A 26,465-nucleotide genomic window follows, 5' to 3' on the forward strand; every position below is an offset into this window, starting at 1 on the left:
CACACCCCGCACGACCAGTGAGGAAAACACCCATGACGAATCCCGACTCCGGCCTGATCGGTCCCGAGGCCGGTGTGGTCTCGTACCGCCGCCTCCCGATGACTGCGATCCGACGCGCGCCCGATCTCGACCTCGACGGGCGCTGGTCCTTCCAGCTCCTCCCGTCCTGGGACGCAGAGCTGTCCAGTTCCTGGGACGAGGTGACGGTGCCCGAGCTGTGGACCATGCGCGAGGCGATCGACCGCCCGCACTACACCAACATCACGATGCCGTTCGATCTGGTTCCCCCGCACGTCCCGAGTGCGAACCCAACAGGGGTCTACCGCCGGTCGTTCGATCTCGGCGAAGTCGGGGAGGACCGGATCGTCCTCCACGTCGGCGCGGCGGAAGGCTACCTCCAGGTGCGCGTGAACGGAAAGCTCGCCGGTGAGAGCACCGACTCGCACCTCGAAGCAGAGTTCGACATCACGGACGACGTGCGCGACGGCACGAACGACATCGAGCTCCGCGTCGCGAAGTGGTCCATGTTCACCTACCTCGAAGATCAGGACCAGTGGTGGCAGTCGGGTCTGAGCCGGGCGGTGAAGCTCCACCGGACGGCACGCGTGCGACTCCAGGACGTCACGGTCGTCGCCGACTACGACTTCGACACCCAGCTCAGCGCCGCCCGGATCGTCGCCACGGTCAGCGGCGCGGAAGAGAGCTTCGAGAAGACGCACTCGGTCCGAGTGACCCTGGCGGGAAGCGCCCACGAAGGCCCCGTCGGTTCACGTCGGACGGCTCAGACAATCCCCGTCAGCTCTCCTGACCGCAGCCGACGCCCGGAGGCCTTCATCCCTGACGGGGTCATGGACTTGATGAGCCTGCACGCAGCGAAGGCTCCCATGGCGCCCGCAGCGGCCGCTGCCGCTGCCGCGTCGCACGCGGCGATGCATCCCGCCGAACGCCCCGGAGCTGCGATCTTCGAGCTGACCGAACTCGACATCGAGCCCTGGTCGGCCGAGACGCCCCACTTGGAGACCATCCTCGTCGAGCTCCTCGACCTGGACGGCCGCATCGTGGACAGCACCGAGATCCGGACGGGCTTCCGGCGAGTCGAGATCGTCGGACGGGATCTGCTCGTGAACGGCCGCCGAATCTGGATCCAGGGAGTCAACCGCCACGATTTCGAACCGGAGACCGGCCGTGTGCTCCGTCGCGAGGACTACCTCGCTGACCTGTCGCTGCTCAAGCGCTTCAACTTCAACGCCGTGCGCACGTCGCACTATCCCAACGACCCGGTGTTCCTGGATCTCTGTGACGAGCTCGGCTTCTACGTCTTCGACGAGGCCGACATCGAAGGTCACGCCTTCATGGATCTGCTCAGCAACGACCACCGCTACCTCGAGGCGTTCGTCGACCGCGTGTCCCGCATGGTGATCCGCGACAAGAACCACCCCTCAGTGATCGCCTGGTCCCTGGGAAACGAGACCGGCTACGGGGTCAACCACGATGCGGCGGCCGCCTGGGTCCGCGGCTACGACCCCACCCGGCCGCTGCACTACGAAGGAGCGATCGCAGCCGACTGGCACGGGGGACGTGCCGCCACCGACATCGTCTGCCCCATGTATCCGCCGATCTCGGCCCTCGAGGCTTTCTCCGCGCATCCAGAAGCAGACCGACCGCTCATCATGTGCGAGTACGCATACTCCCAGGGCAACTCCACCGGAGGTCTCGCGGACTACTGGCGCTCCATCGAGTCCCTCCCCGGCGTGCAAGGCGGCTTCATCTGGGAGTTCAAAGACCACGCGCTCGACATCGACGGAGACCGCCATTACCGATACGGGGGCGACTTCGGCGACGAACCGAACGACGGCCCCATCGTGCTGAACGGAATCGTCTTCGCCGACGGCACACCCAAACCGGCGCTCTACGAGGCCCGAGGACTCTTCAGCCCCGTGCGCATCGTCTCCCACATCCAGGACGCGCTCGGCGGGAGCCTGCAGGTCCTGAACCGCCAGACCTTCGCCGACCTGTCCTCCCTCCGATTCGCTCTCGTCGTCGAGACGACGGACGGCCCGACCGAACGCTTCGCGGTGCACGCGGAGGCCGATGCCGGAGAAACAGCGACCATCGAGGTGCCACAGGCTGTGCGCGCAGCACTCGGTGACGACGACGCGCTCGCCCTCACCCTCGACGTCTCGACAGCACACGACACCGTGTGGGCCGAGGCCGGAAACGTCCTCGCACAACACCAGCTGACCCTCACACGAGACACGCCGAGCCCTGCCACGCCGTCCTCGGTCGGCCGTCCCGTCGGAGCCGACGGTCGATTCGTGCACTCCCTGCTGGCGGCAGCCCCGCGGCTAAACCTCTGGCGCGCCTTGGTCGACAACGACACGTCCTTCTTCCTGGACCAGCGATTCGTCCGGACGGGCTTCTTCGAGCTGACGGAGGAGTCGGTGTCGGTCGAGGACGTGCCGAGTGGCGCGGTCCTCATCCGCACCCGCTACCGCACCGCTTTCAGCGAGGAGGTGGTCCATGCCCAGCGGATCACCCAGGTAGCTGCCGATGAATTCGACTTCGTCGAGAGCGTCCAGCTGCCCGAGGGCACGGCAGACGGACTACGGGTGGGCGTCGAGTTCGAACTAGCCGGCACCTTCGACGACCTCGAGTGGGTCGGCCTCGGACCGTGGGAGAACTATCCCGATCGCCAGTCCTCGGCGTTGCTCGGCCGGTGGACCTCCACGATCGACGACGCAGCGGTGCCCTACGTGCTCCCGCAGGAGAACGGCGGGCGGGGCGACGTCCGAACAATGCGTCTCACCGGGCCCGCTGGAGAGGTGACCACGACACACGATTCACCCCTGCAGCTCACCGTGTCCCGTCACACCACCCAGGAACTCGAAGCGGCCACACATTGGTGGAAGCTGCCCGCGAGCCGAAAGACGATCGTGCAGCTCGACATCGCGCACCGGGGACTGGGAACGGCGCAGTTGGGCCCGGACACCCCCCGGGAGTTCCGACTGTCCGAGCTCGAGTACCGCTGGTCATGGCGCCTCCACCTGCGGGCGGCAGCGAGTTCCTGAAGCCACTCCGGCACTCGGGAGCATCCCGACACGACCACCACCCGGTGGCCGCCAATCCGACGAATCAACTGAGCCAGGAGCGCATCGTGTCAGCACAACGCCGAATCCCGACCACCATCTCGCCTGAAGCACAAGCGATCCTCAGATCGGTCCACGAGCGTCCTGCGCTGCCGACCCCTGGCCCGACTGACGCGGAAGGCTGGGCCGTGCTCGAGGCTGCGGCTGCTCTCACGGACCCTGAGGTGCTGGAGACGATGGCCATGTCCACCGTCGGAGCCGTTCCATCCGACGAGCAGGTCGACCTCGTCGATCGCACCATCGACGAGGCGACGTTCATCGTCGCCACGCCAGTGTCCTTGGCGTCAGACGACTCGCGAGTCCTGCTGAACATCCACGGAGGAGGTTTCACCTTCGGCGGCGGTGCGACTGCTCGACGGTCGACCCAGCTCGTAGCAGCGAACATGGGCCTCCGCACCTGGGGTATGGACTACCGGCAGCTGCCGCACCACCCTTTCCCGGCCGGGCTCGACGACTGCCTGGCTGTCTATCGTGCGCTCCTGGAGAGCCATGCACCTGAGGACGTTGTCGTCATGGGGCAGTCCGGTGGTGCGAATCTCGCCGCTGCCCTGATGCTGCGCGCGAGGGAGGAGGGGCTTGCCCTGCCCGCGGGGCTCGGGCTGGTCTCGCCGCCCACGGACTTCACGTTCCAGGGCGAGACCTGGTACACCAACGATGAAGGAACGACACCAGACGGCTTCGCCCGCATGCTCGCGTTGTACCAGGGCGACTACCCGGCGGAGCACCGGTACATCTCTCCGCTCTTCGGTGAGTACGACGCCAGCTTTCCTCCGACGATCATCACCTCCGGCACCCGCGACATGCTCCTCTCGGACGCCGTTCGTTTCCATCGGAAGCTCGTGAACGCCGGCGTGACGACTGAGCTGCACGTCTGGGAAGGGGCGCCACATGGCTTCTTCATGGGGCTGGCACCTGAGGACCGCGAGCACGTGGGACAGGTGCGTTCATTCCTCCACGCTCAACTCCGGTCAGGAGGGCCTGTCGGTCTATAGACGCATCGTGATGTGGCAGGGGCACTGCCTGCCATCGGCACGGACTTCGAGGAGGTCGCGAGCAACGGCGATGCTCGGAGCGACAAGACGCTTCGACCGAACCGCCTGCTCGCGTCATGGGTCCCACCTCGAGTGGCCACAACTCGGTGAGAAGGCGAGTGGCAGCTCACATGAGAAGAGACCGTACTTACGGGAGCCGTGTGGCAGGTTCACATGAGAAGTCACACTAATCATCTCTTGTGTCGTCTGCGACTTAGTTTGGCGAAATGCCGCCTAGATTGTCGCTTTCGACAAAAGGCGACACTCTGACCTGCAGTTGAGCGGGCAAAGTCTTCGACCTCCGGTGCCCCATGAACAGTCGGTCGTTGACCACCGGCGGAGGGTAGTCACTCCACACAGCTAGGAGGCACCGGCTGCCGTTCGGCAAATCACCCGATACCTGTCCCGCCTGCGCCCTCCTGCGGTGGACGCGCCTCCTGCACTACATCCGAGACCGGAAGCTCATTGAAGTCGAAGTGTTCCCTTCTGGGAGTCAGTTTTTCCAAGCACATATGCCGAGAGCCTCAACTCGAATTGCAGACCTTCGACCAGAGATCTCCCCTCATACGCTCTCTACGAAGGGGCGGCCACGTACAGGACAATAGGATCAGCGACGAGGTTGTGAACGACGTTGTCAAGCTGCGGCTCGGGGCAGCAGGTATGGACCCAACCAAGTTCGTCGCTCCCTCCCTGCGTTCAGGGTTCATCACTGAATCCCTCGCCGCTGGGCATGCGTACCGGGCCGTCAAGCTTCAGACAGACCACCTCAGCAGCGTGGCGCTGGAGGCATATGAACGCGACGATGACTGCTCACATGCCAACCCCATCCTCTACCTTGGCATGCAAAGGAGTCAACCGAACCAGTAGCGGTCCCCATCGGTGATTTGGATAGGTAGTAAGAAGTATGCTGCCAATACGAAGTCTCCATCCAAGGTAGCGATTCATGTGTAAACCGTGCCAGGAGTGGGGCGACTAGGGGAGGGGCTGACAATGGAGCTCGGAGACGGCGCAAAAAGGAGTACTGATTCTCGATCCGGGGCAACATCTGGCCCTCAGGATGCTGGTAAAAAACCAACCCAAGAACACGCGCTGTCTGAGACCACTAGGGTGCAAGGCCTTGGTGACATTACGACAACACTTTTCTTGATTAGCGCCTCTACGTCTGACTCGCTAAAGCCTGGAACGCTCGGTCAGACGATCGGTGTTCGAGATGTCATCGTCGGACTGCCTGTACTCCACTGGCAAATGGAAACAGATGAAACTCGCGGGCACGACGTCCATGTGATGTCAGGTGCCGGTTACCTGCAAAGTGTCGCGCTAGGGGCTACAGAACTAGAAGACGAAGCTTTTCCGATGACGGGGGATCGGGTAGATGGCATTGGGTTCCACGTAAACCGGGAAGCCATCCGCCTGGTGTCGCACACGAAAAACTTGGGGCTGCTAGGTGCGTTCGAGTTTCCAATTGACAGGAGGCTCGCTTATTTCCTCAGTCTTAGCGAGACTCTTTCCGTAGTCGTTTCAACCCCCAAGACCTCCTACGTCGCAACTATTACTAACAATGGACTGCCGAGAGTCTCGGTGCATGATGGTGGTGTGCACATGTCGACTCTAATCAATGTGATTGGCAAGTCGGATAAATGGGTTCCAACGCACGTAGGAAACATGAGTTTGCTCGCCGGAGAGGCAGCCTATGCTGACCATCACGAGCGAACCTATGTGGCACGCAGGGATTACGAAGATATCCCGAATCGAATCTCGAAGGGCAATACCTGCATCGCCTGCGGTGCGGTGGGTGATAGCCGTGAACATTGCCTACCCAAGTGGATCGCTAAGGATCAGGGGGTCGAGCCTGTCATCGCCCCGTTGTTTTGTATAGACTGCAATGCATACTTCGGCAACGAACTGGAAGTCCCGGTCTCCGCGTCATACCGCGACGAAAGGTTCGCGGACTACGTGTGCTCTGAGACGTTTGTTCGGTGGGCCATCAAGACAAGCCTTACGCTCTCGGCCGCGTCGGACGTCCGAATCGCCGACGAATGGATGAGGAGTCTCCGAAGCGGACTGACGCCGCCGGGCTTTCAGGTCTTCGTCGTCACGGGCGTGAATAGTGAGCCCGGGTACACTTTCTCGGTGACGCAATTCTCGCGTGCAGCTCGGGATGACGGGCACTTTTTATTTTCCTTCGCTATACCAAACCTAGCGTTTATAGTTCTCAGGTACAATAAGGATCTAGCGGCGGACGGGATGTCAAGGATTTGGCCTTCGTCAGTCGCGGGCAAAGCAGTTGCAACCTTAGATCTTCCAGGAATCTACGAAGATCTGTTTACAAGCATGACTGGCCACAGACTCGAGCGGACTCCGACGACCTTGAGGCGTAAAAAGTCATAGGGGCGGACGAGGGCCTGGTTATTATCTAGCCTATGAAGATTCTATCCTTCTGGAAGGATGGCCATAGTGCCTAAGCCCCATCCGGGAGAGTTTCGCCGCGACGTCGTGTTCGTCGTACGCAAGCACGAAGCGCCGACGTCCTAGTTCAAGAAGGAATCCAGGACCATTGAAGGAAGGTTCAGGCTGAGAATTCTTAGAAGCCTGGCCGCCGTCGTTTAGTGCCAAGCCTGATTAGGTGCCACGTCGGCATCTTGACATGCGAACGGAGGGGCGGCCGGTTGCAAGTGGCCGTGACGCCAACACACCCCGGGCACGATGAGGGCCGAGGGTTGCGGACCGAATTGTTGACTGCGCGACAGCGCGCGCCTATGACTTGGGAGAGTCCTGATCGGTATCGCGATCGTATGACCATGTAGGTCCGCCGGGAATCGCCGACGCCGTGGCTGGTGCGACAGGATGGCACGGGCCTAATGGTTTCGACTCGATTGGCCACCGCCTCCTCGCCTGGCTCGATGACAGCTCGTGCTTGATTCGGACACCTGGGAGGACAAGATTTTGAGCCGGCTACCGCCGGACCCTGTCAAACGGGCCGCTTGAGTCGACCAGAGTCGATTCGATCCTGCCAAGTGTCAAGGATGAATTCAGCGACAGTGACGGTTGCATTGAGCGCCAGCCTGGCATGGCGAGCCAAGGCAGCACTTCGTTCAGACTGGCCATGATCAATACCAAGTTCATTTCGCAGCTCGGCGAGTGTTCCAACCGTCGTGACCAGAGTGCGCAAGATTTTCTGCGAGGCCTCGCTTCCACGCGCGGAACCAGGGACCGCTTCCGCGCTCAATGCAAGGAGATCGGCGACCTTTCTGTACAGCTGCGGCACGTCATCAGCCCTCGGGTACTCGACCGAGCTTTGGTCCAGGACGATCTTGAACAAGCTCTCTAGCAGGCTCTTACACGAGGAGATCGTGGCAGCGGGATCGGTAGTCAGCCCGTTGCGAATACGGGTGAGGTGCTCGTGCAGGACGACTGGATCAGTCAGAGGTCGCGCCTCAAGCCGAAGGTCGGGCGAGGACCCGTGAAATGCGTCGATTCGTTGCCAGCCGTAGACGGCGTGCCCGCTGATCCAGTCTTTCGCGTAGAGCGCGAAACCATCAACCCGCAGCATCTCGTTGAAATTGGCGAGGAGTTCAGCCACCTCGGCTTCGTCAGGGCGGACTACGGGATGAAGCATCTCGGTGAGCAGCCCAAGGAACTCGTCGTCGTCGGCATGCAGCAGGTTGAAGCGCGAATCAGTGAAGATCCAGCCGGAACCATAATCATAGTTCCGGACCTGATGCTGATAAATATCGTCACGAGCGTTTAAATACCTGGAGTCCGTGCTTGGCATTTGCATGAGATCGTAGATCCGGGCCAAAAAGTCAGGCTCGTCAAGACGTCCAGCCCACGGCACTCCGGAGAGCGCGATCGAGTCAGCTACCTTCTGGCGGGTGACCAGGGAAATTCGATGTCGAGATGTCGCCATACGACAGATGGTATTGGTCGACCATCGAGTGCGGTAGAGCCCAGGTCCTAACTGGAGCCGAGCCGAGCCGAGCCACAGCCGATCGTTCTTGCCTATACGCTTCCTGACAAGCGAGGTCACAGGCCTTGAGAGGATGGGGGGCGCGTTGTCTACATATGATATCCCCATAGTTAATGCGATCCAGCGGGGCGAGGCAATCCTGCTGACGGGTGCAGGATTTTCTCACGAAATGCTTGACCAATACGGTGACCAGTTGCCCGTCGGCAAGCAGCTGGCACAAAGTATTTGGCCCATCGCTTTCGGAGAAGAAGACTACGATGACACTGCCTTGTCCGATGTGTATCAGTCTGCTTTCGGCAGATCCCCCACACTGTTGCGAGAGCAACTCGAGCGGCATTTCACCGTCGATCGGGATCAACTCCCAGCCCGGTATAGATCCTGGCTCTCCTTGCCTTGGCATCGCGTCTACACGCTGAACATCGACGACAGCGACGAGGCCGTAGCTGAAAACGGCATAGAGCCCCGCCTCCAGATTCTCTCCGCTCTAAACTCCAGGCCCGGCGACGTTCGATCGGATGCGTTGCCAGTCGTTCACGTCAATGGGCGCCTTCGGGACTTCCCGAACCTCACTTTCAGCCCCTGGGAATTTGCGGATCGCACGGCTGGTCTTGATCCTTGGTATCAAGAATTTGCTACCGACATTGCAACTCGCCCTGTTGTAGTCATTGGTTCGATCGTTGATGAGCCGCCGCTTTGGCATTTCATGAGGCTTCGTGAAATGCGAGGAGGGGTCAAGGAACAGCGGCCGCGCTCGTGGCTGATCACGCCCCGAATCGATTTGGGGCGCAAGAACATGCTTCATGAGCTCAACTTTGAACATCTCGCACAAACTGAAGCTGAGTTCTATGAAACAACGATTGCCCCGCACGCCAGCCGGCTAGAGGCTCTCGGTCGCATCTCATCAGCCGCTGGAAGTGGAGACCTGCTTGACGTAGCGGAATGCGTTCGTTCTGCGTCTCCTGGAACGGCTGATTACCTACTAGGGGTCGCACCGACTTGGGGAGACGTGACCAACGGCTACGCGGCCGACTTCACCTTTGATAAAAATCTGGACGACAGCATCGAGGGGCTCTCAGCAGGCGCCATCAGTGTCATTGGCAGCGCTGGTTCGGGGAAAACTACGTCCCTAATGAAGGCAGCGGCCAAACTTGCTGCGCAGAATAATAAGGTCCTCTGGCTGGGTCGAGAGACCGAACTTCGTGTAGCGGATATTCGCAAGCAGGTTCACGAGCTCGAGCCTGACTTCGTCTTCATCGACGATGTCGACCGTTTTGGGAATGACGCCTCCGTATTGCTAAGTGGTTTGCAGCGGGCCGAGCAGGGGCTTGTCGTAGTTGTCGCTGCCCGCAGCACGCGATTCTTCGGGCTTCGGTATGACTCGATACTTCGAAGCGACGCGCAGCTAACCCAGGACAGGCTCACCGACTCGGACGCCGACGCTCTCCTAGTGAAACTTGAACAGGGTAAACGTCTGGGTGAGTTGCGTCGTCTTTCTCCAGAGCAACGGATTAGACAACTGACACGGCACAACGACCGGCAATTGCTTGTCACCCTTATCGAGGCAACATCCGGAGAAAAGTTTCATGACCGAATCGCTGGAGAGTGCCGCGATCTCCAGCCGTCTGAGCAAGCTCTCTATGGAATTGCTTGTACGGCCGCCTGGGCTGACAACAAGCCGCTGTCAATTCAGGATCTGCTTTTCGCCGCCAATCAGCAAAACCGCAACGAGGCCTTGCTGGCGGTACGTCGCCTCGTAAGCGCTCAGCTTCTCGTTCGAACAGACGATGGATATCTCGTTCGCCACCGAGTTGTAGCGGAGTCTGCGGTCGATTTCTTCCGAGACGAGGGTTTGCTCCACAAATGGATCACGGATCTGATCTTCCTGGCTGCGTCTCACTATGAACCAGGAAAGGCGAGTGGGACACGGTTAGGAAGGATGCTCATCCGGTTGATCAGCCACAAGAACCTTCACGACCTTGTTGGTGATGGCGATGACGTCGCACGCATCTACGGCGCTGCTGAGGAATGGCTAGACGGTGACTTCCATTTTTGGCTCCAACGTGGAAGCTATGAGATTGACTTCGGCGAACTCATATTGGCGGATAACTTTCTCCGGCAGGCCCGCGGCCTAGTCAGTGATGACGCTCTGGTTGAAACAGCGTGGGCGCACTTGCAGCTGAAACGGGCGCTCCTCGATGTCACGGCGCCCAAATCGGCCGTTCGCGCTCAGGAAGGCCTAAGAATTTTGTCTTCGATCATGCAGAACCCTTCCAGCAGGTCGCCTCACACCTTCGCGACCTTCCTCATCTTTGGTCTGCAATGGCTCAAGAAAGGACCGCTGCGCACCGAAGAGAAGCGGAAGCTCCGAGAAGACATTCTTCGTTTCGGCGAGAAGGGTCGACTGTTGCATCCGCGAGTTGAGGATGTCCAAGAAAGCTGGGGGACGGCGCGCCGGTGGATCGAGACCAATCCGCTGCCTCGTTCGTAGCCTGTTGCGATCTGTCCAAATAGACTCGGTCATTCGGTGGCCTTTCAACTCCCTTAAGGCTGGTGTTCTGCCGGCAAAATAGTGCTCAGATACGGCACGTGCATACATATCATCTTCCGTGGCTGCAGGGGTGGTGGCGCGAGGTTGCAGTCGGACTGCGCGTATTACTTGTGCAGAACGCGAATATCGGAGAGTTAACACTGGCCCACCCAGTCCCTGCTGTATGGGAGATCGCGGCGGCGTGGACCTGGAACCTAGTCTCAGGTCATTTGGCGCACACCGGTGCCCCTGATGGCCGTCAGGCAGGCTTGGTCTACTTCGCTGGCGGCGACAAAGTAATTGGCGGCGCTGGGACAAAAAAGAGACAACAACCTCACCGCTGGGCCCAGTAAGTGACAATCTGTGCCACCGACGACATCTTGTGTCGCCGCGCACACAACGTGTCTCCTTCGCACGTAACTTGTCGCTGTCCGCGCGGGCGGGCGGGCGTCGACACGATGCTGCGTGAAAGGCCAGGACCTGGCACCTCGCGAGACGCGTCCGCACGACTCGCCTTCTGTCGTCCGCCAGCTAACTTGTCTGACTGACACGCAATGTGTTCGAACACGGACGCGGACACGTTGTTTAGCGGTACGGATGGGCGACGTCGACTAAAGGTCTGCTAGGTCCCCGTGCATCGTAAGGCGTCCGTGTGGCGTGCGTTAACTGAGATAGTTCGCGGACCACCTAAGTGAGAAAAGGCTTGCCCCGGAGTAGGGCCGTAGGCGTCCAGGGTGCTTGCAAGCACAGGTCGAGCGCCTCCTGCTCTGCACTGAGCACCAGCAGCTTGATGAGCTTCTCGCGGTCGACGCGTCCATCTGCGACGACCTCCCCTGGCTGCGGCGTGCTTGTCCTATACCGTTTGACCTTTTCACGGCGACGGACCTGACGCTGAATGAGGAGACGCATGCCGGCGTCAAGCGCGCCGGACTTCCTCAGGCTTGAAGTATTCGACGAACAGCGCGCCCAGCTGTCTCCAGTCCTCGGCCGACAACTCCGAGTCCGCGTAAAGGTCGAGAGCTTCGTCTACGCTCCACCCTGGATACGCGACGTACGGCGCGGCCCACCGACCGCTTTCCCATGCCGCGACCACTCCCTGCCGTCTCTCGGATTTGCCCATACCGATCCAGAACAGGTTGCCAGGATCATGGCCGCCGATGCTGGGGAACTGGTAGGTCTGCGGCCAGCTGCGCCAGGCGTGGTTGAACGCAGACTCTAACGCCATCTTGCCGCTCGTCACTGCCTCGACGCCCTGGGCAAGCACCCCGAGCGCCATGCCGGTCACGACCCTCTTGACCTGCTGATCTTTTGTCTGCTTCAACTATCTACCTTTACATAACGGCCAGATGGCTTCGTGCTTGTTCGCGCCACCGCCACGTCGGCCCACGAGCGCGGCATCGGGTCAGCGGGACATGATGATGACGTCCTGCGTGGCGGTGGCGACGGCGACTCCGTCCTTTACGATCCACGCCTGTACCCAGTGAGCGCCAGGGAAGTCGCTGGTCTCACGGATGAGCTCGCCTCTCCTAAGGATCTCGCCACGGAACGCCTTCCTGCTGGCGGCCTCAGTTCCGGCGTTGCGCACCTTCCAGTACACGTCGTACGGACCGTCCACCGTGCAGTCCGTGATCTGGAACTCGAGGGCCCGGCCGATGGGGACAAGGTTTCCATTCGTCGCCAGTGGACGGAAACGACCCCGGCCCCCCTTCGTCGGCGACATCCTCCCGACGATTCGGAACGTCGACGTGGGATCCCGCCGCTCCGGGAAGTTGTACTGCTCGGTCAGCGTTTTCTCTCCGGGAACCATCTGACGCTCATACGTGGGCAGAGTGGCTGTGGTGGCCGAAGCGGAAAGGGCGAGAGACGACGTCGTGCTCGCACCGAACGAGACCCCGAACAGCTTCTGCCACTTCTCGACGCTGTCGGATGCTCCAGCGTCGAGGGCTTCGCGAGCGAGCCGAGCCCACCGCCTCAGCTGGCTCTTGAGGTTGTCGAACCCTGTCTGGGTCAGACGGTCCGCGAGGTTCTGGCCGATGCGGTCATCCACCCACGGCGGGGCGGAGTGCATGTCGAGGTAGTCGCGAAGGTCTTCGAGGAGGGCAGTAAAGGTCGTCGCTACGTTGCCGTAGTCATCGACTCCTGCGAAGCTCTTCACCCGCTCGGCCAGCAGCGCACCGAGCACAACGGAGGGGCAGTCGATGGAACTGCGGTCGCGAAGCCATTTAGCAAGGCGAATGACGCGAATGAGATGGCCGTTAGTTGTGCTGTTCTGGTCCTTAAGCCAGCGGGTGAACTCCGTCGGGTCTTGAAGCAGGAACTCGTTCTTCGTGCGATGAGTGATGTACGTCTTGCCGTCGGCGCGCTCCACAAACGGTACGACGTCGATGTGGAAACTGCTCGCAAACTGGATCGTCACGCACCGCTTACCAAGAACGGTCTTGTCGGCGTAGCGCGGCACCGCGTCGAGCGCCTTCTTGAGTTCGACGGTGTACTTCTTCGGTTCCCAGTCCACCTGCTCGATCATCGGCAGTAGGACGTCGGCGTCGAAGTCGTTGCCGGAGAGCGGCTTGATGATGGTGCCGTGAGCGAACGAGCCCTGCGGGATGAGGCTTCCGTCGAGCTTGTCCCCGATCAGCGTGCTCTCCTCCAGTGCCGTGTCCAGTGAGGACGTCCGGGTGTGGAGGAGGTCGAGACGAGTCTGGTTGAGGTTGACGTAGTCGCGGAGGAAGAGGTTGAACTCCTTGATGCGCGCGGTCATTCGCCGACCTCAATCGCGGCCTCGTATGCGTCGTGTCGGAGCTGGTAGACAACGATGTTCGGCTGCGCCGCGCGCATCCGATGACGGCCCATTGTGATGGCCGCCGGCGTGGGTACGGCCGCGACCAGGTGCAGGACGCGCACGCTCGGAAGCTCGCTCTCGATGCGCGCGAGCGCGTCCCTCCATGCAAGCGCGAACGACTCCATGGCCGCACGGCTGCTCAGCAGGTCCGGACGGGGCTGCTGGTCCTTCGGCGTGATCGTGACCCTGGGGAGCTTACTCAGGCGGTCGGGGAGACGCTCTTCTCTAACAGGTGCGCTCAGCTCGACAAGAACTGCAGCCTCGTTCGAGTCGCCGGCAAACATGACGGTGTCGAATGCGGGGACGTCACCGTCTTCAGTACTCCATGCCCAGGCTGTCACCTCATCGGTGCGCTTCCGAGTGAAGAGCCGCGTCTCCGTTTTGTCGTCGAGCTTGGAGCCCAGGTAGACGAGCGACGGGATTGGGGCGAGAGCGAAGACGCTGAGCGACTCGACGTCGCCGGCGGTCACCGCCTCCGCGATGCGCGCCGCGAATCGGTCGATTTCCGTTCGGTGGGCGTCCCACGCCCATCCGTCTTCGTCGTTCCCAGGGAGGTGGACGGTGAAGGCCCCGTTGCGTGTGTCTTCCCCCATGCCCGTATAGCCGTCGTTTCGTAGCGCCTCCGCAACCTGCGGAAGCGATATCGGTGCTCTCGTCCCGCGGACGTCAGCGCTCACCGTCACAACGGATGTCGGCCGAAGTGTTGCGAAGTCGGTGACCTGCCGCACCCGCTTCTCATGGAGAAGCTTCTTGGCGGTCAGGAACGCAACCGTGTACTGGTTGCAGTAGGCCTTGTCGTCGATCCTCTTGTGGCACGAGTAGCAGAGAAGCATCAGATTCTCTTCAAACGCGCGCTCGTCGGCGGCCAGTGCAGAATCACCTCGAGGGGACGCCTTGCCCGAGCCTGCTCCGACGATGTGTGCGATCTGCCCGTTGGGGATTGCGTGCCAGGACCAATCGGTGCCGTCCAAGAGATAGGTTGCGCAGAGGACGCACCGTCCGGCAGCTTTGGCCCAAAGGCGCAGCCGTGTGCTCTCCGGTACATCCTTTCGAAGCACGGCGGTGTCGCGTTCTGTGCCCTCGATGGGCTCCTTCGTCGACTGTGTCGTCATCGTGCGCCGCTCCCCGTGCGAACCGAAGCAGCCGGATGTGTCGCCTTTGAGTGACAGAGCGAGTGCATCATCATCCCAGCTGCGCACTCGACGGCTGCTATCCACCCCGAATCTCGAGATGGTCCTGCTTCGGGAACTACAGTACTTATGGGTACCGACATTCGATAGGGACGGGGCTGCTGTAAGTTGGGTTGACTGCTGTGCTGTGAGTATCCGGCCAGAGTCCGGGACTTTTATCCTTGTCAGGTGGCAGGACTTCTGCCGCTGGGTGTCTGGAGGCTCGCAGGCCAGCGACCGACTGACTGGAAGAATTCCGTAGCGTCCGCCGTGTCCTTGAACTCGAGCAGGTTGCCGACCTTGCTGGCGAGGACGTCTCGTACCTCGGCCGGCGTCGCGAAGAAGAACTCCTTTCGGCTATTCGCCTGATTCAGAGCGTGAGTTGCGAAGTGGCGGTGGAGTTCGGTCTCGAGTGTGACCGCGTCCTCGGAGAAATAGATCGTGTGGATGTCGAAGCGGAAAGGGACCGAGGCTCCGCCGAGCTCGTGCACTCGGTCGGCGGGTTCGAGGCGGCGCGTGAGACCGATCTTGACGACACCTTCGCCGAAGGCTCCTCGGTTCGAGATGACGTAGACGTAGCCTGCGCGGATGTTCGCTGCTCGGTAGTCGTTGTCGACGATGGCCTGATCGATGGCGGCGAGCCGTAGCTCGAGGTCGGCGTCGGGCGTGCCACTGGCCTGCAGCTGGCCGATCGTCTGCATCAGCAGGGTGCGCTCCTTGTCGAGCTGGGCACGCTGCTCTTTCAGTTCCCTCTCGACCCGCGCCTCCTCACGGAGGCGTGCCCGCTCTTCGCGCTGCTCCTCTTTTTCTTCCTGCTTCTTCATCAGCCAGTCGGCCGTCAGCTCGATCTCCTCGATCCTGAGGCCGTGATAGGCGTCGCTGATGTGCATCGCCATCATGCTGCCGAGCTTGGCGATCGCCGCTCGCGATGCCTCCAGCCGCTTCTTGGCCGTGTGCACGTTGCCCAACTTGAGGGTACGGATGCTGTTCTCCGCCTCGGCGTTGTACGCACGCAACATGAGCTTGGCAAGGTCGTCGCTCATCTTGCGACCCTTGGCGAGGGAGTTGTCGAAGGTAAAGAGGTTCGACTTCTCGATGGCATGCCCGTCGCGGACGAGGGCTGCCGACCTTGCTTCGACGTCCTTCAATCTCGGCAGGTAGGCCGTCGCATCCTCAAGCGGGTGGTGGTACCTATAGATGCCGACTTCCTGAAGGACCTGCTCGTCGTCGAGCTCAACAGTGGTTGAAGTCACGGACTTTCCTGCGGCTTGCTCAGCCACTCGCGGGTCGGCGGCCTGCCTGCTTTCGGCCAGCTGCCGAGCCAGATCAGCCTTTTCCGCGAGCAACGTCGCGACGAGGTCCGATGGGGCTGGGTCATTCGGGGCAGGCGGGTCGTTGGGTGTCTCGGGTTCACTCAGCCGTTCAGGAGCGAGACTCTCGAAGATCGGGCTGGGCGCGACCGGGCCCACACCGACGGGTTCTGACGCCGGTGTCACCTCGTCGAGCCAGAGTTGCCAGCCGTCGGGGACCGGAGGCCAGTCAACAGGAGGCACCCATCCGGCGGGGGGCTTCCAGCCCGACGGTACGGGCGGCCAGCCCGGGGGAGGGTTGAACCTACGCTCGTCTCCCCTCACGACCGACGCACGCCCGCCGTGTCGATGGCGGTGAGCGCCGACGGGTTCTTCGCCACAGCGGCACCGAGGTGCTGCAAGGTGGCGAGAGGGACGACGCCGCTGAGGTCGATCTCCATGAACGTGTCACGGGGTGCAGCAACAGCGACCAGCGGGATGAACTTCTGGCGGCCGGTGGCCGGGTCGTTCGCCTCAGGGCCGATCTGGGCGGAGATGGCCTTGATCAGCCCCCTCCGGTCAGCCTCGAAGATCTCGTGAAGGGATCGGAGGGCCACTTGGTGCAACGCGCTCGCGTAACGCTCGTTGGCGGCCGTTTTGGACAGCTGGGTCTCGACCACCTCATCACTGGCCTTGACGTAGCGGAATCCCTTGATGGTCCGCAGGGCGTCCGGGGCGGGCACGGTCACACGCAGCGTCAACTCGGCGGTCGCGGGATCGAACTCGGCCTCGTGCTCGACGGGGAAGGCATCCGGGTAGAGCGAGTTCGCCAGCACGATGCCGACGTACTCCTGCACTGCGTCCACGGCGCCGTAGCCGAGGCCGGCGATCAAGGTGTCGATCGACGAGTTCTGCTCGGCAACCTCGGCCTCTCGGACCGCGCAGGCCGCGTCGTAGCGTTCCCGCTCCGCCGCCAGGAGCTTGATGCGTCCCTCTTCGAGGGTGGCGTGTTCCTGAGCCTGTTGAGCGTCCTGGGTAGGAATCCAGTCACGGTAGGCGGCCCACTGGCCCCAAGCCTGCTCGTACTCCGCCCGAGCCCGCTGCTGCGCCTCCTCGAACTTCTTCTTCTTGCCGAAGAGGCCCGTAGGTGCCGGCGGTTCGATGAACACCGGAGCCTCGGGGACCGGGGTCGGGAGCGGCGCCGGGCGAGGGGTCTCGAGGTCCCAGCGAGGGAAGGGCGGGTGCATCGCTCGAACCTTGAGGCCCTCCAGGTCGACGTAGTCGTCCAAGTCGAGGGTCAGGGCGAGCAATCCGTCGATCTCGCCGTACTCGAGCGCCAAGTCCTCGTTGAGCTCGTCGACCTCGGCTTGTCGCATCTCGACGTACGCGGCCTTCGCCTCGCGCTCATACCGCTTGCGTTCTGCCTCGTCGGCCCGCGCCATCGCGGCATTCGCCCGCTCTTGCTGAGCTCGCGCACGGACTGCCTGCGCGCGAGCCTGCGTCTGTGCTCGAGCGGCCGCGTTGGCACGAGCCTGCGCCAGACGTTGTTGGTGCTGCACTTCTGCCAGGAATCCGCGTCGGCTCGCCATGTTCTTTCCCCATCGCTAATTGAACGAATCTCACTGTAGTGAACGTGAGTGGTCGTCGAGAGTGAATCGGTGGGCGAAGGCGGGTGAGGCTGAGGTGCAATCACGATCTGGTCCGGGGGAGCCATAGAGTCCGGTCATGACGGACAAGCTTCCCCCCCGCTCCCAACCTCTCTGGTCCTGGGGGAACGAAGAAGTGCCTAGGGTGTGGCGCGCTCTCAGGACTCGGTTGCCTGGGGGTCGTGGGCGTCATCGTTCTCATCAGTGTTCTCTCGACGCTCGGTGGCGATGATGACGGAAAGGCAGGCGACGCGGAGGTCGCGTCGTCCCGCTATACGCAGACCTGGAGCCAGAGCTACGCCGAGACGAGTTGTGACGAATGGAACCTCGAGATGACTTCGGCGCAGCAGTTCGCTGCCGCAGCCGACATCCTCACGTCGGCTCGCAACAAGATCGATGGAGGCGTTGGTCTTCCACCTGACGCGCTGACCAGTGAGTTCCAGGCCGGCGTCACCAACGTCTGCATCATCCCCACAATGACGCTTACGGACGCGACCTTCGGGCTTTATACGACTGAGCCGCGATTCCATCCCTGACGGACGCCCGCAGGAAGATTCACTTCAGAGCCGAGAGAGCAGTTCGGTCTTCTTGGCCTCGAAGTCCTCGTCCGTGATGACGCCTGCATCCCTAAGGCCCCCCAGCTGCTTGAGCAATTCAATGACGTCAACGGTCGGAGCAGACGTGGCAGCCGGGGTCGCTGCTGGTTCTACGGCACGGTGCTTGGCGTTCATGGCTTCCTTGACGACATCGATGAATGCTGCGAAGTCAGATGCGGGCTGGAGCCATTTCACCTGGACCGCGTTACCCGACGCGTGAAAGGCAACGTGATGGCCCATCATCGATTTGCCGTGCTCGAAGGATGAAATGTTGCCGAAGGGAAATGACTCCAGATCGAATCCGCCTAGTTTCTTCGCGTAGAAGACGACGCGTCGATCGGTCGCGATCAACACACCGTTTCGAACGGTGTCCGAGCCCATGACCTTCGTTTCGTAGGCTCCCATAACCGCAGCTCGGACCAATTCGCCTTGCTCAAGGTGCGGTGATGCTTGTTCGAGAAGCTTGTCGGCTTTACCCATCTTTGACCCCAATGTCCTTGAGCCTGGCTGGCTGAGATCAACATATCGCGGTTGTCAGCGTCATAAGTTTCGCGGGTGGAGCTTCGATGCCCGCCGTCGCGCGGTCGATCTCGTAGCGTCCCTCACCGGGGACCGCGACGACCGTGCCGTCGGCATCCGCCGTCGCCCCGGCGGGAGCCTCGAGACGGGTGGCCGCGGGGTCGAGCGGCACGAGCGGGTCACCCGCGGTGGCCACGACGGGCAGGGTCTGCGCGGCTCCCTGCGTGCTGGTGACGGCGGTGGGGGAGGCGACGGGCTGCACGGCCGTCGTCGGCCTCGGTGTCCGCCTGCGCGACGTGGGGGTGACCGGGCTGGGGGAGAAGGGGGCTCGCGTGGGGGCACCGCGCCTCCTCGGGGTGGTTTCCCCAGGGCTGGTTCGTCGTCCGCCGACAAGGGCGGAAGGGCAACACCTGTCGCCCACGTCTACCCTGGTGGGCATGACCGATCTGCCTGCCCGCACCCGTTTCGCCACCGTCGACGCCGAGCGCTCGGTGGCCTTCGCCGAGGTCGACCTCGAGGCTCCGGGGGAGTCGCAGGTCGTGGTGCGCATCCGGTACACGGGCGTGTGCGCGACGGACACGCACGGGTGGGCGTCCGGCGGCCTCATCCCCGCCGCGGTGTTCGGCCACGAGTGGACCGGCACCGTCGTCGCCGCCGGCAGCGGGGTCACGACGGTCGCCGTGGGAGACCGCGTCGTCGCCAGCGTCGGCCCGCCCTGCGGCGCCTGCGCCATGTGCCGCGCCGGACACCCCGACCACTGCGACACGGCTTTCGCCGAGGCCAACGGCATCTCGCCCGACGCCCCCTCCCACGGAGCCTTCGCCCAGCACGTCACCGTCCACGAACGTCGCGTCCAGCGCGCCTTCGACGGCCTCACGGACGAACAGCTCGGCCTCGTCGAACCCACCGCCGTCACGTTCCACGCCGTCCGCCGCGCCGGCCAGCGCCTCGGCTCGGTCGTCGTGGTGCAGGGCGCCGGCCCCATCGGCCTGCTCACCGCCCAGCACGCCCGTCACGCCGGCGCCGGAGCCGTCGTCATCGTCGAACCGATGGAGGCGCGGCGCGAGACCGCCCGCCGCCTCGGCTTCACCGACGTCCACGCTCCCGGCGAGGGTTTCACGGCTCGGGTGCTCGAGCTGACCGACGGACTCGGGGCGGACGTCCTCTACGAGTGCACCGGCGCCTCCTCGTTGTTCCAGTCGAGCGCCGAGCTGGTCCGCCGCGGCGGCACGCTCGCGCTGCTCGGCTACCCGATGACCACCTCGGAGGTGTCGTACGGCGACTGGCAGAGCCGCGAGCTGACGGTCATCGGCAGCCTGGCCTACACGCACTCCGACTTCGTCGGCGCGATGCGGGCGCTCGCCGACGGCTCGGTCGACGCGGGGCCGCTGATCACGGGGACGGTCGGGCTCGACGAACTGCCGGGGTTGCTCGTGGAGCTGGACAGCGGGAAGACGGAGTACGCGAAGGTGCTGGTCGCGCCGAACGGGTGAGGGGTAGCGGCTGAAGCGTCATACCGATCGTGTCTCGAGGAGGCGACCCGCGCCTCCTCGGATCAGTGGAGTTCGGGGACGCAGGCGGCGTCGTCGTCGCCGAAGGCTTCGGTGACGCGACGGATGGCCTCGGGGGTTCCCCACTGCTCGATGTGTTCGCAGGCGTGGTCGGCCCGTGAGGCGTACAGGCCGAAGGCTCCGACGTCGACGTAGGTGTAGTCGTGGCCTCCGGAGGACATGGCGCCGGTGCCGGGCTCGTCGGGCAGGTCGAAGACGGCTCCGTCGGGGAAGCGCAGTTCGCCCCCGTGTGGTGCACAGGCCGGCAGCGTCTCGGTCGACAGGTCGACGGCGACCACCGGCTCGTAGGTCGTGCAGTACGGGATGCGTGCGTCGGCCCCAGACAACGACAGAGGCACGTCCGGATCGGCCCGCACCGCGAGCACCAGCAGCACCGACACCACGAGCAGCGCGGTGACGATGCCGGCCAGGACCTTCATGAGGTGAACCTACCGCCGGGCGACGTGATGCGATCGCGGGGGAGTGGCGCACGTCCCTGGGCATCACGTGAATCGACTGGCATCGACCGGTGCGAGCGTCTTAGCGTTTTCCCGACCCATCAGGACCGAGATGAAGGAGCAGTGCTTCTCATGACGAACTGGCTCCGCGCCCTCGCCCCGCTCGCCCTGACCGCCATCGCCCTGGTCGTCTTCTTCACGGCCGATCGCACCGTCGGGATGCTGTTGATCGTGGCCGCTCTCGCCTCGGCGTTCCTCGCCGGCAATAGCATCCTCGGCCGTCCGTCAAGGCGCCCTGAGCGGGACGTCGACCCCGCCGAGGTCCGCGCCTACCGCCAAGCCCACCCGGGCAGCACCATCGGTGATGCCGTCAGCGCCGTCGGGGGCCCTGCTCGACGCTGACCATCGACACCGATACGACGACGAGCCGCATCCGAGCAGGGTGAGGCTCGTCGTCGTTGACTGGGACTCGTCGCGCAGGACAGGTGACGATCGGCGCGTCCGCTGCGCCGCGCCTCCAGACGTTCTCGGTGGAGTTCGGCGGGGCCGCCGACGGTCAGACGGACGCGCTCACCAGCTCGACTTTCGGGCACGGAAGTAGTCGTCGATCAGGCCCGGCTCCGTCGACCAGCGGACGTCGACGGCGCGCGTCACGAAGTCGATCAAGCCGCCCTCCTGGCCGGGCACACGAGTGTCCGAGACCCAGTCGTCGATCACGAACTCACCGGCCGCGTCGAGCAGGCGGTCGACGGGGAGATCGAGGACGTAGGCCACGTACGACCCGTGCACATCTCGTTCGACGGAGGCGGCGATCTCGGCTCCGGCCGACGGGCCGGAACCGATCGTGCCGACGATTCCGTCCGGGGGCCACGTCGGGAGCGCCGGGACGCGCGGCTCGACCTCGTGGCTGGGCACGGGTGTCGGGCGTCGTCTCCTCATCGGGACAGTGTGCCCGAGATCGTCCATCGCGCTTCCGCGATGTCAGCGACGGCGACCTCCTTCGCTACGCCTGGACGTCGAAGACGACGACGCGGGCGGACGCGTCGCCGAGGTAGCTGGCGACCGGCTGGTGGGAGGGGTGGGGCAGGTAGCCGTCCCGCGCCGCGGGGTCACGGAAGCGCACCACGAGCATCCAGTCGAAGCCGACCTCGAGCTGCTCGGGGCTGACGCTGCCGCCGCTCGACACCGACAGCACACCGTCGATGCCGGTCAGGTGCTCGGCCGACAACCGCGACGCCTGCTCGGCCACGTCGGCCGGGGCCCCCTCGGCCCACTCGACCAACACCACGTGCACGATCTCGTTCGTATCGGTCATCCGCGCATCCCCTCGTCCGCACGCCGCCGGACGTGGCACGCCACCCGATCCTCACACTCACGACCGCCGCCCGCCCGGGGCGCGACCGCAAGGGCGTCAGGAGGTGAGGTCGACGTCCTGCAGGGACTCCCTACGAAGGGCCTGGCGACGGCGGTACTGCAGGAAGTCCGCGACCAGCGACACCAGCGCGAACGTCGCCATGAGCACACCCAAGAACGAGCCGTTCACGGCGAGGACGACTCCACAGGCGAATGCCAACGCGTGCAGCATCGCCTGCACCGACGGGTTCTGAAGCCAGCGCATCACCATGCCCGGAGCCTACGGCCCGCAGACGGCACCGTCCGGCCCGAGATGCGAGCGCGGGGGAGCAGGGAACCGAAGGAGGCGCGGGTCACCCGACCCGCGCCTCCTGCGGTTCCCTGCCGCTCGGGCCGGTCAGGCGCGACGACGCAGGACGCGGTGGGCGAGGCCCGCGAGGGCGGCGCCGACCAAGGGCGCCACGAAGAAGACCCAGAGCTGCGCCAGCGCGTCGGGGCCGCCGTAGAGGGCCGCCGCCAGCGAGCGGGCGGGGTTCACCGACGTGTTGCTCACCGGGATGCTGATCAGGTGGATCAGCGTCAGGGTCAGGCCGATCGCCAAGGGTGCCAGGGCCTTGTACTCGTTCTTGGCGGTCACCGAGAGGATGACGCCGACGAACACGGCGGTGAGCACGATCTCGGTCACGAGCACGGCTCCGAGCCCGAAGCCGCCGGGCGACGCCGCCCCGAAGCCGTTCGACGCGAAGCCCGACTCACGGGCCGCGGTGAAGTAGCCGGCCGGGCCGTCGGCGGCGACGAGAGCCACGACGCTCGCTCCGGCGGCCGCACCGACGAGTTGCGCCACGACGTAGCCGGGCACGCTCGCCCAGGTGGTTCGGCCGGCCAGGGCGAAGCCGACCGTCACGGCCGGGTTGAAGTGGCCACCCGAGATGTGGCCGACGGCGTAGATGCCGGCCATCACGCTGAGTCCGAACGCCAGGGCCACGCCGAGAAAGCCGACACCGAGCGTGTTGCCGTCGTCCGGGAACGACGACGCGAACACGGCCGTGCCGACGCCTCCGACGACCAGGAGGAACGCGCCGAACGCCTCGGAGGCGTACCGCGCGAGCGGCGTGTAGGTCTCGGCGTGCTGGGTGCGCTGTTCTTTCGTGGACCGGCTGGCGGGTGCGTTGCGAGGCATGGGGGACTCTCTGGTGTCGGGTGGGGACGGTGTCGGGTGGGGAGTGGGTCGGGTTCGGAGGGGTGTCGGCGGAGCGGCAGCTAGTCGGCCGACGAGGTGAGGTTCTTCACCGTGTCGGAGGGCACCGGCGGGATGCCTCGCTTGACGCCCTTCAGGCCGACGGCGACGAGCACCGCGGTAACGACGGCGAAGAACGCGAACGTGATCAGCGCGGCGGCCCAGAGCGGCAGGGCCAGGGCCAGCAGGGCGACGGCGGTGCCGGCGAGGAGGATCACGGTCACGATCGCGAGGACGGCCCCGACGGCGAGCATCACGGCGCCGGATCGCGCATCCCGTGCCCGGCCGGCGATCTCGTCGCGCGCCGACCGCAGTTCGGTGCGAACGGCCTTGATGATGGGCTCGATCGCCCGGCTGCCGAGCTGGTCGCGGAACCTGCCGGCGAAGCCTGCGTCGGCCTGCTTCTCGTCGTCTGCGCTCATGGTGGTGGTCCTTCTCTCGGCGAGGCCACTCGGGTCGGTGGCCGGGGATCGCTGTGCCGCGGTGCGGACACGCTGTGTCTCGGTGACACACCATTCGGACGCGAGCGGCAGCCCACCCGTCATCGACCTCCAGCGAGCTTCCAGGCTCGGGTCGCGACGCACTCGCGAAGCGGCCAGGCGGGGGACAGTGCGGGCCCGTCCGGTGGAGGGTGTGCGGGTGGAGGGTGGCGGGTGGCGTGCATCCGGCGTGCGGTGTGCGGCGTCGGGCGACCGGCGTCCGGCAGGATGGCCTGGTGGCTCGACGCGAACCTCCCGTCCTCCGCATCGTCGCGTTGACCAGCGCCGCGGTGCGCCAGGCCGACGGGCCCGACCGGTTCGCGCGCACCGACGCCGCCGTCGACCGACTGCGCGAGGGCGGACGCTCCCGCGAGGACGCCCTCTACCTGCTGTCGTCGTACTGGACCGGCGAGAACGGCCGACAGCTGCCGAGCCCCCGCACGCTGACGATCACCTTCGTGGTGACGCTGGTCGTCTGCAGCGGTGCCGTCGTCGCCTTCGGCTCGACCGGCATCGCCTGGATCGCCGCCCTCTTCTTCGGCGGGGGACTGCTCGTACGGGGGATCGTCGAGCTGCGTCGCCTCCGCCGCAACTGGTACGGCTCGCGCGAGCGGCGTACCGCAGTCCGCTCCCTCGTGGGCGTCGCCCTCGACGTCGTCGGCGTCTACCGCGACGGCTACCGCCTCCCCCGGGAGGCGCGCGCGGCCGACCGGCGCTAGTCCCGGTCACCGAGGCGTCCGGGGTGACGTGCTAGCCACATGTGTTGCTTTTTCGCCTACATACGAGGCACCGGGCTATCGGCCGGGGTCAGTCGGCGAGGCGGCCGCGGAGCTCGATCGCGATCTCGGAGGCGTCGAGGTTGGTGAGGGCGTCCGCGAGGACGTCGGCGTCGAACAGGCCGTTGTCGCGGGCGTCGAGCAGGGCCTCCCGCTGCGCGGCCAGCATCGCCAGGGTGTGGGCCACCGACGCGTCGAAGCCCTCCTTCGAGCGGTCGACCGTGCGGGGGTCGGGGCCCGGGACGGTGTCGGCGCTCGTCCGCATCAGCTCGAAGATCTTGGTGCGCTCGGACTCGTTCTGCGCGTGCTCCGCGGCCTCGTCGACCGGCGGCGACAGACGCCGCAACAGGGGCCCGATCGTCCCGCCCTGCAGCAGCAGCGACAGCGCCGCCACCGCGAACGCGATCAACACCAGCACCGGACGCTGCGGGGTGTCCTCGGGCAGCGTCTGCGCCGCCGCGACCGTCACCGCCCCGCGCATGCCCGCCCAGACGACGGCCGTGCCGTCTCGCCAGCCGAGCGGCTGACGCAGGAAGTACTCGATGTCGGCCAGGCCCTGCGTGACGCGCCTCGTGAACTGGTCGAGCGTGCGTTGCGACGGGGTGCGCGGCGATCGGTCGCGGCCCGATCGGGTGCGCGGCTCGACGCGCCTCGGGCTGCGCGGCGTGCGGGCACGGGGTGACCGACCGGTCGACGCGACGTCCGCGGGGTCGCCCACCGCGCCTCCTGCGGTGTCGCCGGAACCGGAGCCGGCACGGACACCGGCCTCGAGCTGCCGCGGGTCGCTGCGCGCCCGCCGGTTCATCTCGGCGAACGAGCCGCCGGCGCCCTCGGACTCGATGCGGTCTTGCATGCTCTGCACCCGCGGCTGCATCGCCTCGGCGTGACGCGCCCTGGCCGACAGGAAGCGCAGCAGCGGGGCCACGTACGCCGCCCGCACGACGATCGTCAGCGCCAACGCACCGAGCGCGATCAGCAGCGCCGGCACCACGCCGGAGTGGTCCTCTTGCACGTCCGTGACGATCGACTTGATCTGCAGGCCCATGGTGAGGAAGACGGCCCCCTCGAGCACGAGCTCGACCGTGCGCCAGTTCTGCGTGTCCGACAGGCGGTTCTGAGGCGAGAGCACCCGAGGCGCCCGGACCCCCGTGACGAGGCCCGCCACCACCGCCGCGACGAGCCCGGACGCCCCGACGGCGCTCGCCGGGAGCGACGCGACGAACGGCACCGCGAACGAGATCACCGTGTTGACGGTCGAGTCGGTGACGCGCCTCCGCACGGCGAGGTTGGCCCAGCCGACGACCAGACCGATCACGAGGGCCACGACGACCGAGTAGGCGAACGTGCCCAGCGCACCCCAGAACGAGAAGGAGGCGGCGGTCGCCACGATCGCGGTGCGCAACAGCACCAGCGCGGTCGCGTCGTTGAGCAGGCTCTCGCCGTCGAGCATGGCGACGACCCGCTTCGACACCGACGTCTGCTTGACGATCGACGTCGCGACCGCGTCCGTCGGGCTGATCACGGCGCCGAGCGCGACACCCCAGGCGAAGCCGAGGTCGGGCAGGACGAGCTGGAAGAACACGCCGAGCAGCAGGGCGGTCGCCACGACCAGCACGACCGACAGGCCGCTGATCGCCCCGAACTCGCGACGGAAGTTCATCGCCGGCATCGACACGGCCGACGAGTAGAGCAGCGGCGGCAGGACGCCGGCGAGGATCAGCTCGGGGTCGATCTCGATCGCCGCGAACACCGGCAGGAAGCTCGCGGCGACCCCGACGGCGACCAGCAACAGCGGGGCGGCGACTCCGAGGCGGGGGCCGACGAGGGTCGCAGCGGCGATCACCACGAAACCGGTGACCAGCACGACCAGCAGGTCGGCCATC

The 26,465-nt window shown here is 64.7% G+C and carries 23 protein-coding genes; 8 read left to right on the plus strand and 15 right to left on the minus strand.

Translation table 11 applies throughout. From position 1 onward, the window contains the following. The first annotated feature begins 32 nt into the window (after positions 1–32). From ASG28_RS13165 to ASG28_RS16525, 3 genes are all read left to right on the plus strand, one after another. On the plus strand, positions 33–3,068 hold the full coding sequence (locus ASG28_RS13165; RefSeq protein ID WP_055975900.1) for a glycoside hydrolase family 2 TIM barrel-domain containing protein: 3,036 nt from the start codon (positions 33–35) through the stop codon (positions 3,066–3,068). Between the two features lie 44 nt (positions 3,069–3,112). Then, positions 3,113–4,138 carry an alpha/beta hydrolase gene (locus ASG28_RS13170; RefSeq protein WP_158612890.1) on the plus strand — a complete coding sequence of 342 codons (1,026 nt, stop codon included), beginning with the start codon at positions 3,113–3,115 and terminating at the stop codon, positions 4,136–4,138. A gap of 1,029 nt (positions 4,139–5,167) precedes the next feature. Then, entirely contained in the window at positions 5,168–6,565 is a 1,398-nt protein-coding gene (locus ASG28_RS16525; RefSeq protein WP_157485735.1) for a hypothetical protein, read from the plus strand. 580 nt (positions 6,566–7,145) lie between these two features. On the opposite strand, the gene ASG28_RS13180 is transcribed toward ASG28_RS16525, so the two are convergent. Next, a complete protein-coding gene (locus ASG28_RS13180; RefSeq protein WP_162235711.1) occupies positions 7,146–8,084 on the minus strand; it encodes an abortive infection family protein in 939 nt (312 codons plus the stop codon). A gap of 229 nt (positions 8,085–8,313) precedes the next feature. On the opposite strand from ASG28_RS13180, the gene ASG28_RS16530 reads away from it, so the two are divergent. Further along, positions 8,314–10,632 (plus strand): P-loop NTPase, encoded by a 2,319-nt coding sequence (locus ASG28_RS16530; RefSeq protein ID WP_157485736.1) that lies wholly within the window; start codon positions 8,314–8,316, stop codon positions 10,630–10,632. Between the two features lie 955 nt (positions 10,633–11,587). Here ASG28_RS16530 and ASG28_RS13185 read toward each other — a convergent pair. From ASG28_RS13185 to ASG28_RS13205, 5 genes are all read right to left on the minus strand, one after another. After that, positions 11,588–11,992: a hypothetical protein gene (locus tag ASG28_RS13185; RefSeq protein WP_055975910.1), complete on the minus strand. Its 405-nt coding sequence runs from the start codon at positions 11,990–11,992 to the stop codon at positions 11,588–11,590. Between the two features lie 81 nt (positions 11,993–12,073). After that, the gene (locus tag ASG28_RS13190) at positions 12,074–13,429 is read right to left on the minus strand and encodes an SMODS domain-containing nucleotidyltransferase (protein WP_055975913.1); all 1,356 of its coding nucleotides are present in this window, start codon (positions 13,427–13,429) and stop codon (positions 12,074–12,076) included. After that, complete coding sequence (locus tag ASG28_RS13195) at positions 13,426–14,622, minus strand: SAVED domain-containing protein (RefSeq protein ID WP_157485737.1); 1,197 nt, start codon at positions 14,620–14,622, stop codon at positions 13,426–13,428. The genes ASG28_RS13190 and ASG28_RS13195 overlap by 4 nt, the downstream gene beginning before the upstream one ends. 242 nt (positions 14,623–14,864) lie before the next feature. Beyond that, positions 14,865–15,932: a DUF4041 domain-containing protein gene (locus ASG28_RS13200; RefSeq protein WP_235477792.1), complete on the minus strand. Its 1,068-nt coding sequence runs from the start codon at positions 15,930–15,932 to the stop codon at positions 14,865–14,867. 377 nt (positions 15,933–16,309) lie between these two features. Then, positions 16,310–17,557: a hypothetical protein gene (locus ASG28_RS13205; protein ID WP_200925297.1), complete on the minus strand. Its 1,248-nt coding sequence runs from the start codon at positions 17,555–17,557 to the stop codon at positions 16,310–16,312. A gap of 239 nt (positions 17,558–17,796) precedes the next feature. Between ASG28_RS13205 and ASG28_RS13210 the strand changes: the two genes are divergently transcribed. Further along, positions 17,797–18,150, plus strand: a complete 354-nt coding sequence (locus ASG28_RS13210; protein ID WP_055975928.1) for a hypothetical protein — start codon at positions 17,797–17,799, stop codon at positions 18,148–18,150. A gap of 24 nt (positions 18,151–18,174) precedes the next feature. Here the strand turns inward: ASG28_RS13210 and ASG28_RS13215 are convergent, their stop codons facing one another. Further along, complete coding sequence (locus tag ASG28_RS13215) at positions 18,175–18,690, minus strand: PH domain-containing protein (RefSeq protein ID WP_055975929.1); 516 nt, start codon at positions 18,688–18,690, stop codon at positions 18,175–18,177. Between the two features lie 37 nt (positions 18,691–18,727). Next, the gene (locus tag ASG28_RS13220) at positions 18,728–18,991 is read right to left on the minus strand and encodes a hypothetical protein (RefSeq protein ID WP_055975932.1); all 264 of its coding nucleotides are present in this window, start codon (positions 18,989–18,991) and stop codon (positions 18,728–18,730) included. Positions 18,992–19,166: 175 nt separating this feature from the next. Between ASG28_RS13220 and ASG28_RS13225 the strand changes: the two genes are divergently transcribed. Beyond that, complete coding sequence (locus ASG28_RS13225; protein ID WP_055975936.1) at positions 19,167–20,222, plus strand: zinc-dependent alcohol dehydrogenase; 1,056 nt, start codon at positions 19,167–19,169, stop codon at positions 20,220–20,222. Positions 20,223–20,284: 62 nt separating this feature from the next. Here ASG28_RS13225 and ASG28_RS13230 read toward each other — a convergent pair whose 3' ends face one another. Continuing rightward, a complete protein-coding gene (locus ASG28_RS13230) occupies positions 20,285–20,719 on the minus strand; it encodes a hypothetical protein (protein ID WP_055975939.1) in 435 nt (144 codons plus the stop codon). Between the two features lie 150 nt (positions 20,720–20,869). Here ASG28_RS13230 and ASG28_RS13235 point away from each other — a divergent pair, with 150 nt between their 5' ends. Beyond that, positions 20,870–21,139, plus strand: a complete 270-nt coding sequence (locus ASG28_RS13235) for a hypothetical protein (RefSeq protein WP_055975942.1) — start codon at positions 20,870–20,872, stop codon at positions 21,137–21,139. A gap of 168 nt (positions 21,140–21,307) precedes the next feature. On the opposite strand, the gene ASG28_RS13240 is transcribed toward ASG28_RS13235, so the two are convergent. The 5 genes from ASG28_RS13240 to ASG28_RS13260 form a co-directional block, all read right to left on the minus strand. After that, complete coding sequence (locus tag ASG28_RS13240; RefSeq protein WP_157485738.1) at positions 21,308–21,676, minus strand: hypothetical protein; 369 nt, start codon at positions 21,674–21,676, stop codon at positions 21,308–21,310. Positions 21,677–21,740: 64 nt separating this feature from the next. Then, a complete protein-coding gene (locus ASG28_RS13245) occupies positions 21,741–22,052 on the minus strand; it encodes a Dabb family protein (RefSeq protein WP_055975951.1) in 312 nt (103 codons plus the stop codon). 96 nt (positions 22,053–22,148) lie between these two features. After that, positions 22,149–22,361, minus strand: coding sequence for a hypothetical protein (locus ASG28_RS13250; RefSeq protein WP_055975954.1), 213 nt, complete (start codon positions 22,359–22,361; stop codon positions 22,149–22,151). A 126-nt stretch (positions 22,362–22,487) separates the two neighbouring features. Beyond that, complete coding sequence (gene aqpZ, locus ASG28_RS13255; RefSeq protein WP_082454659.1) at positions 22,488–23,270, minus strand: aquaporin Z; 783 nt, start codon at positions 23,268–23,270, stop codon at positions 22,488–22,490. Between the two features lie 80 nt (positions 23,271–23,350). Beyond that, complete coding sequence (locus tag ASG28_RS13260) at positions 23,351–23,749, minus strand: phage holin family protein (RefSeq protein WP_055975958.1); 399 nt, start codon at positions 23,747–23,749, stop codon at positions 23,351–23,353. 293 nt (positions 23,750–24,042) lie between these two features. On the opposite strand from ASG28_RS13260, the gene ASG28_RS13265 reads away from it, so the two are divergent. After that, positions 24,043–24,525 carry a hypothetical protein gene (locus ASG28_RS13265; protein ID WP_055975961.1) on the plus strand — a complete coding sequence of 161 codons (483 nt, stop codon included), beginning with the start codon at positions 24,043–24,045 and terminating at the stop codon, positions 24,523–24,525. Between the two features lie 88 nt (positions 24,526–24,613). Here ASG28_RS13265 and ASG28_RS13270 read toward each other — a convergent pair whose 3' ends face one another. Further along, positions 24,614–26,464: a cation:proton antiporter gene (locus ASG28_RS13270; RefSeq protein WP_082454788.1), complete on the minus strand. Its 1,851-nt coding sequence runs from the start codon at positions 26,462–26,464 to the stop codon at positions 24,614–24,616. Position 26,465 lies beyond the last annotated feature (1 nt).

This window comes from Frigoribacterium sp. Leaf415, assembly GCF_001424645.1.
In the GTDB taxonomy this organism is placed as follows: Bacteria; Actinomycetota; Actinomycetes; order Actinomycetales; family Microbacteriaceae; genus Frigoribacterium.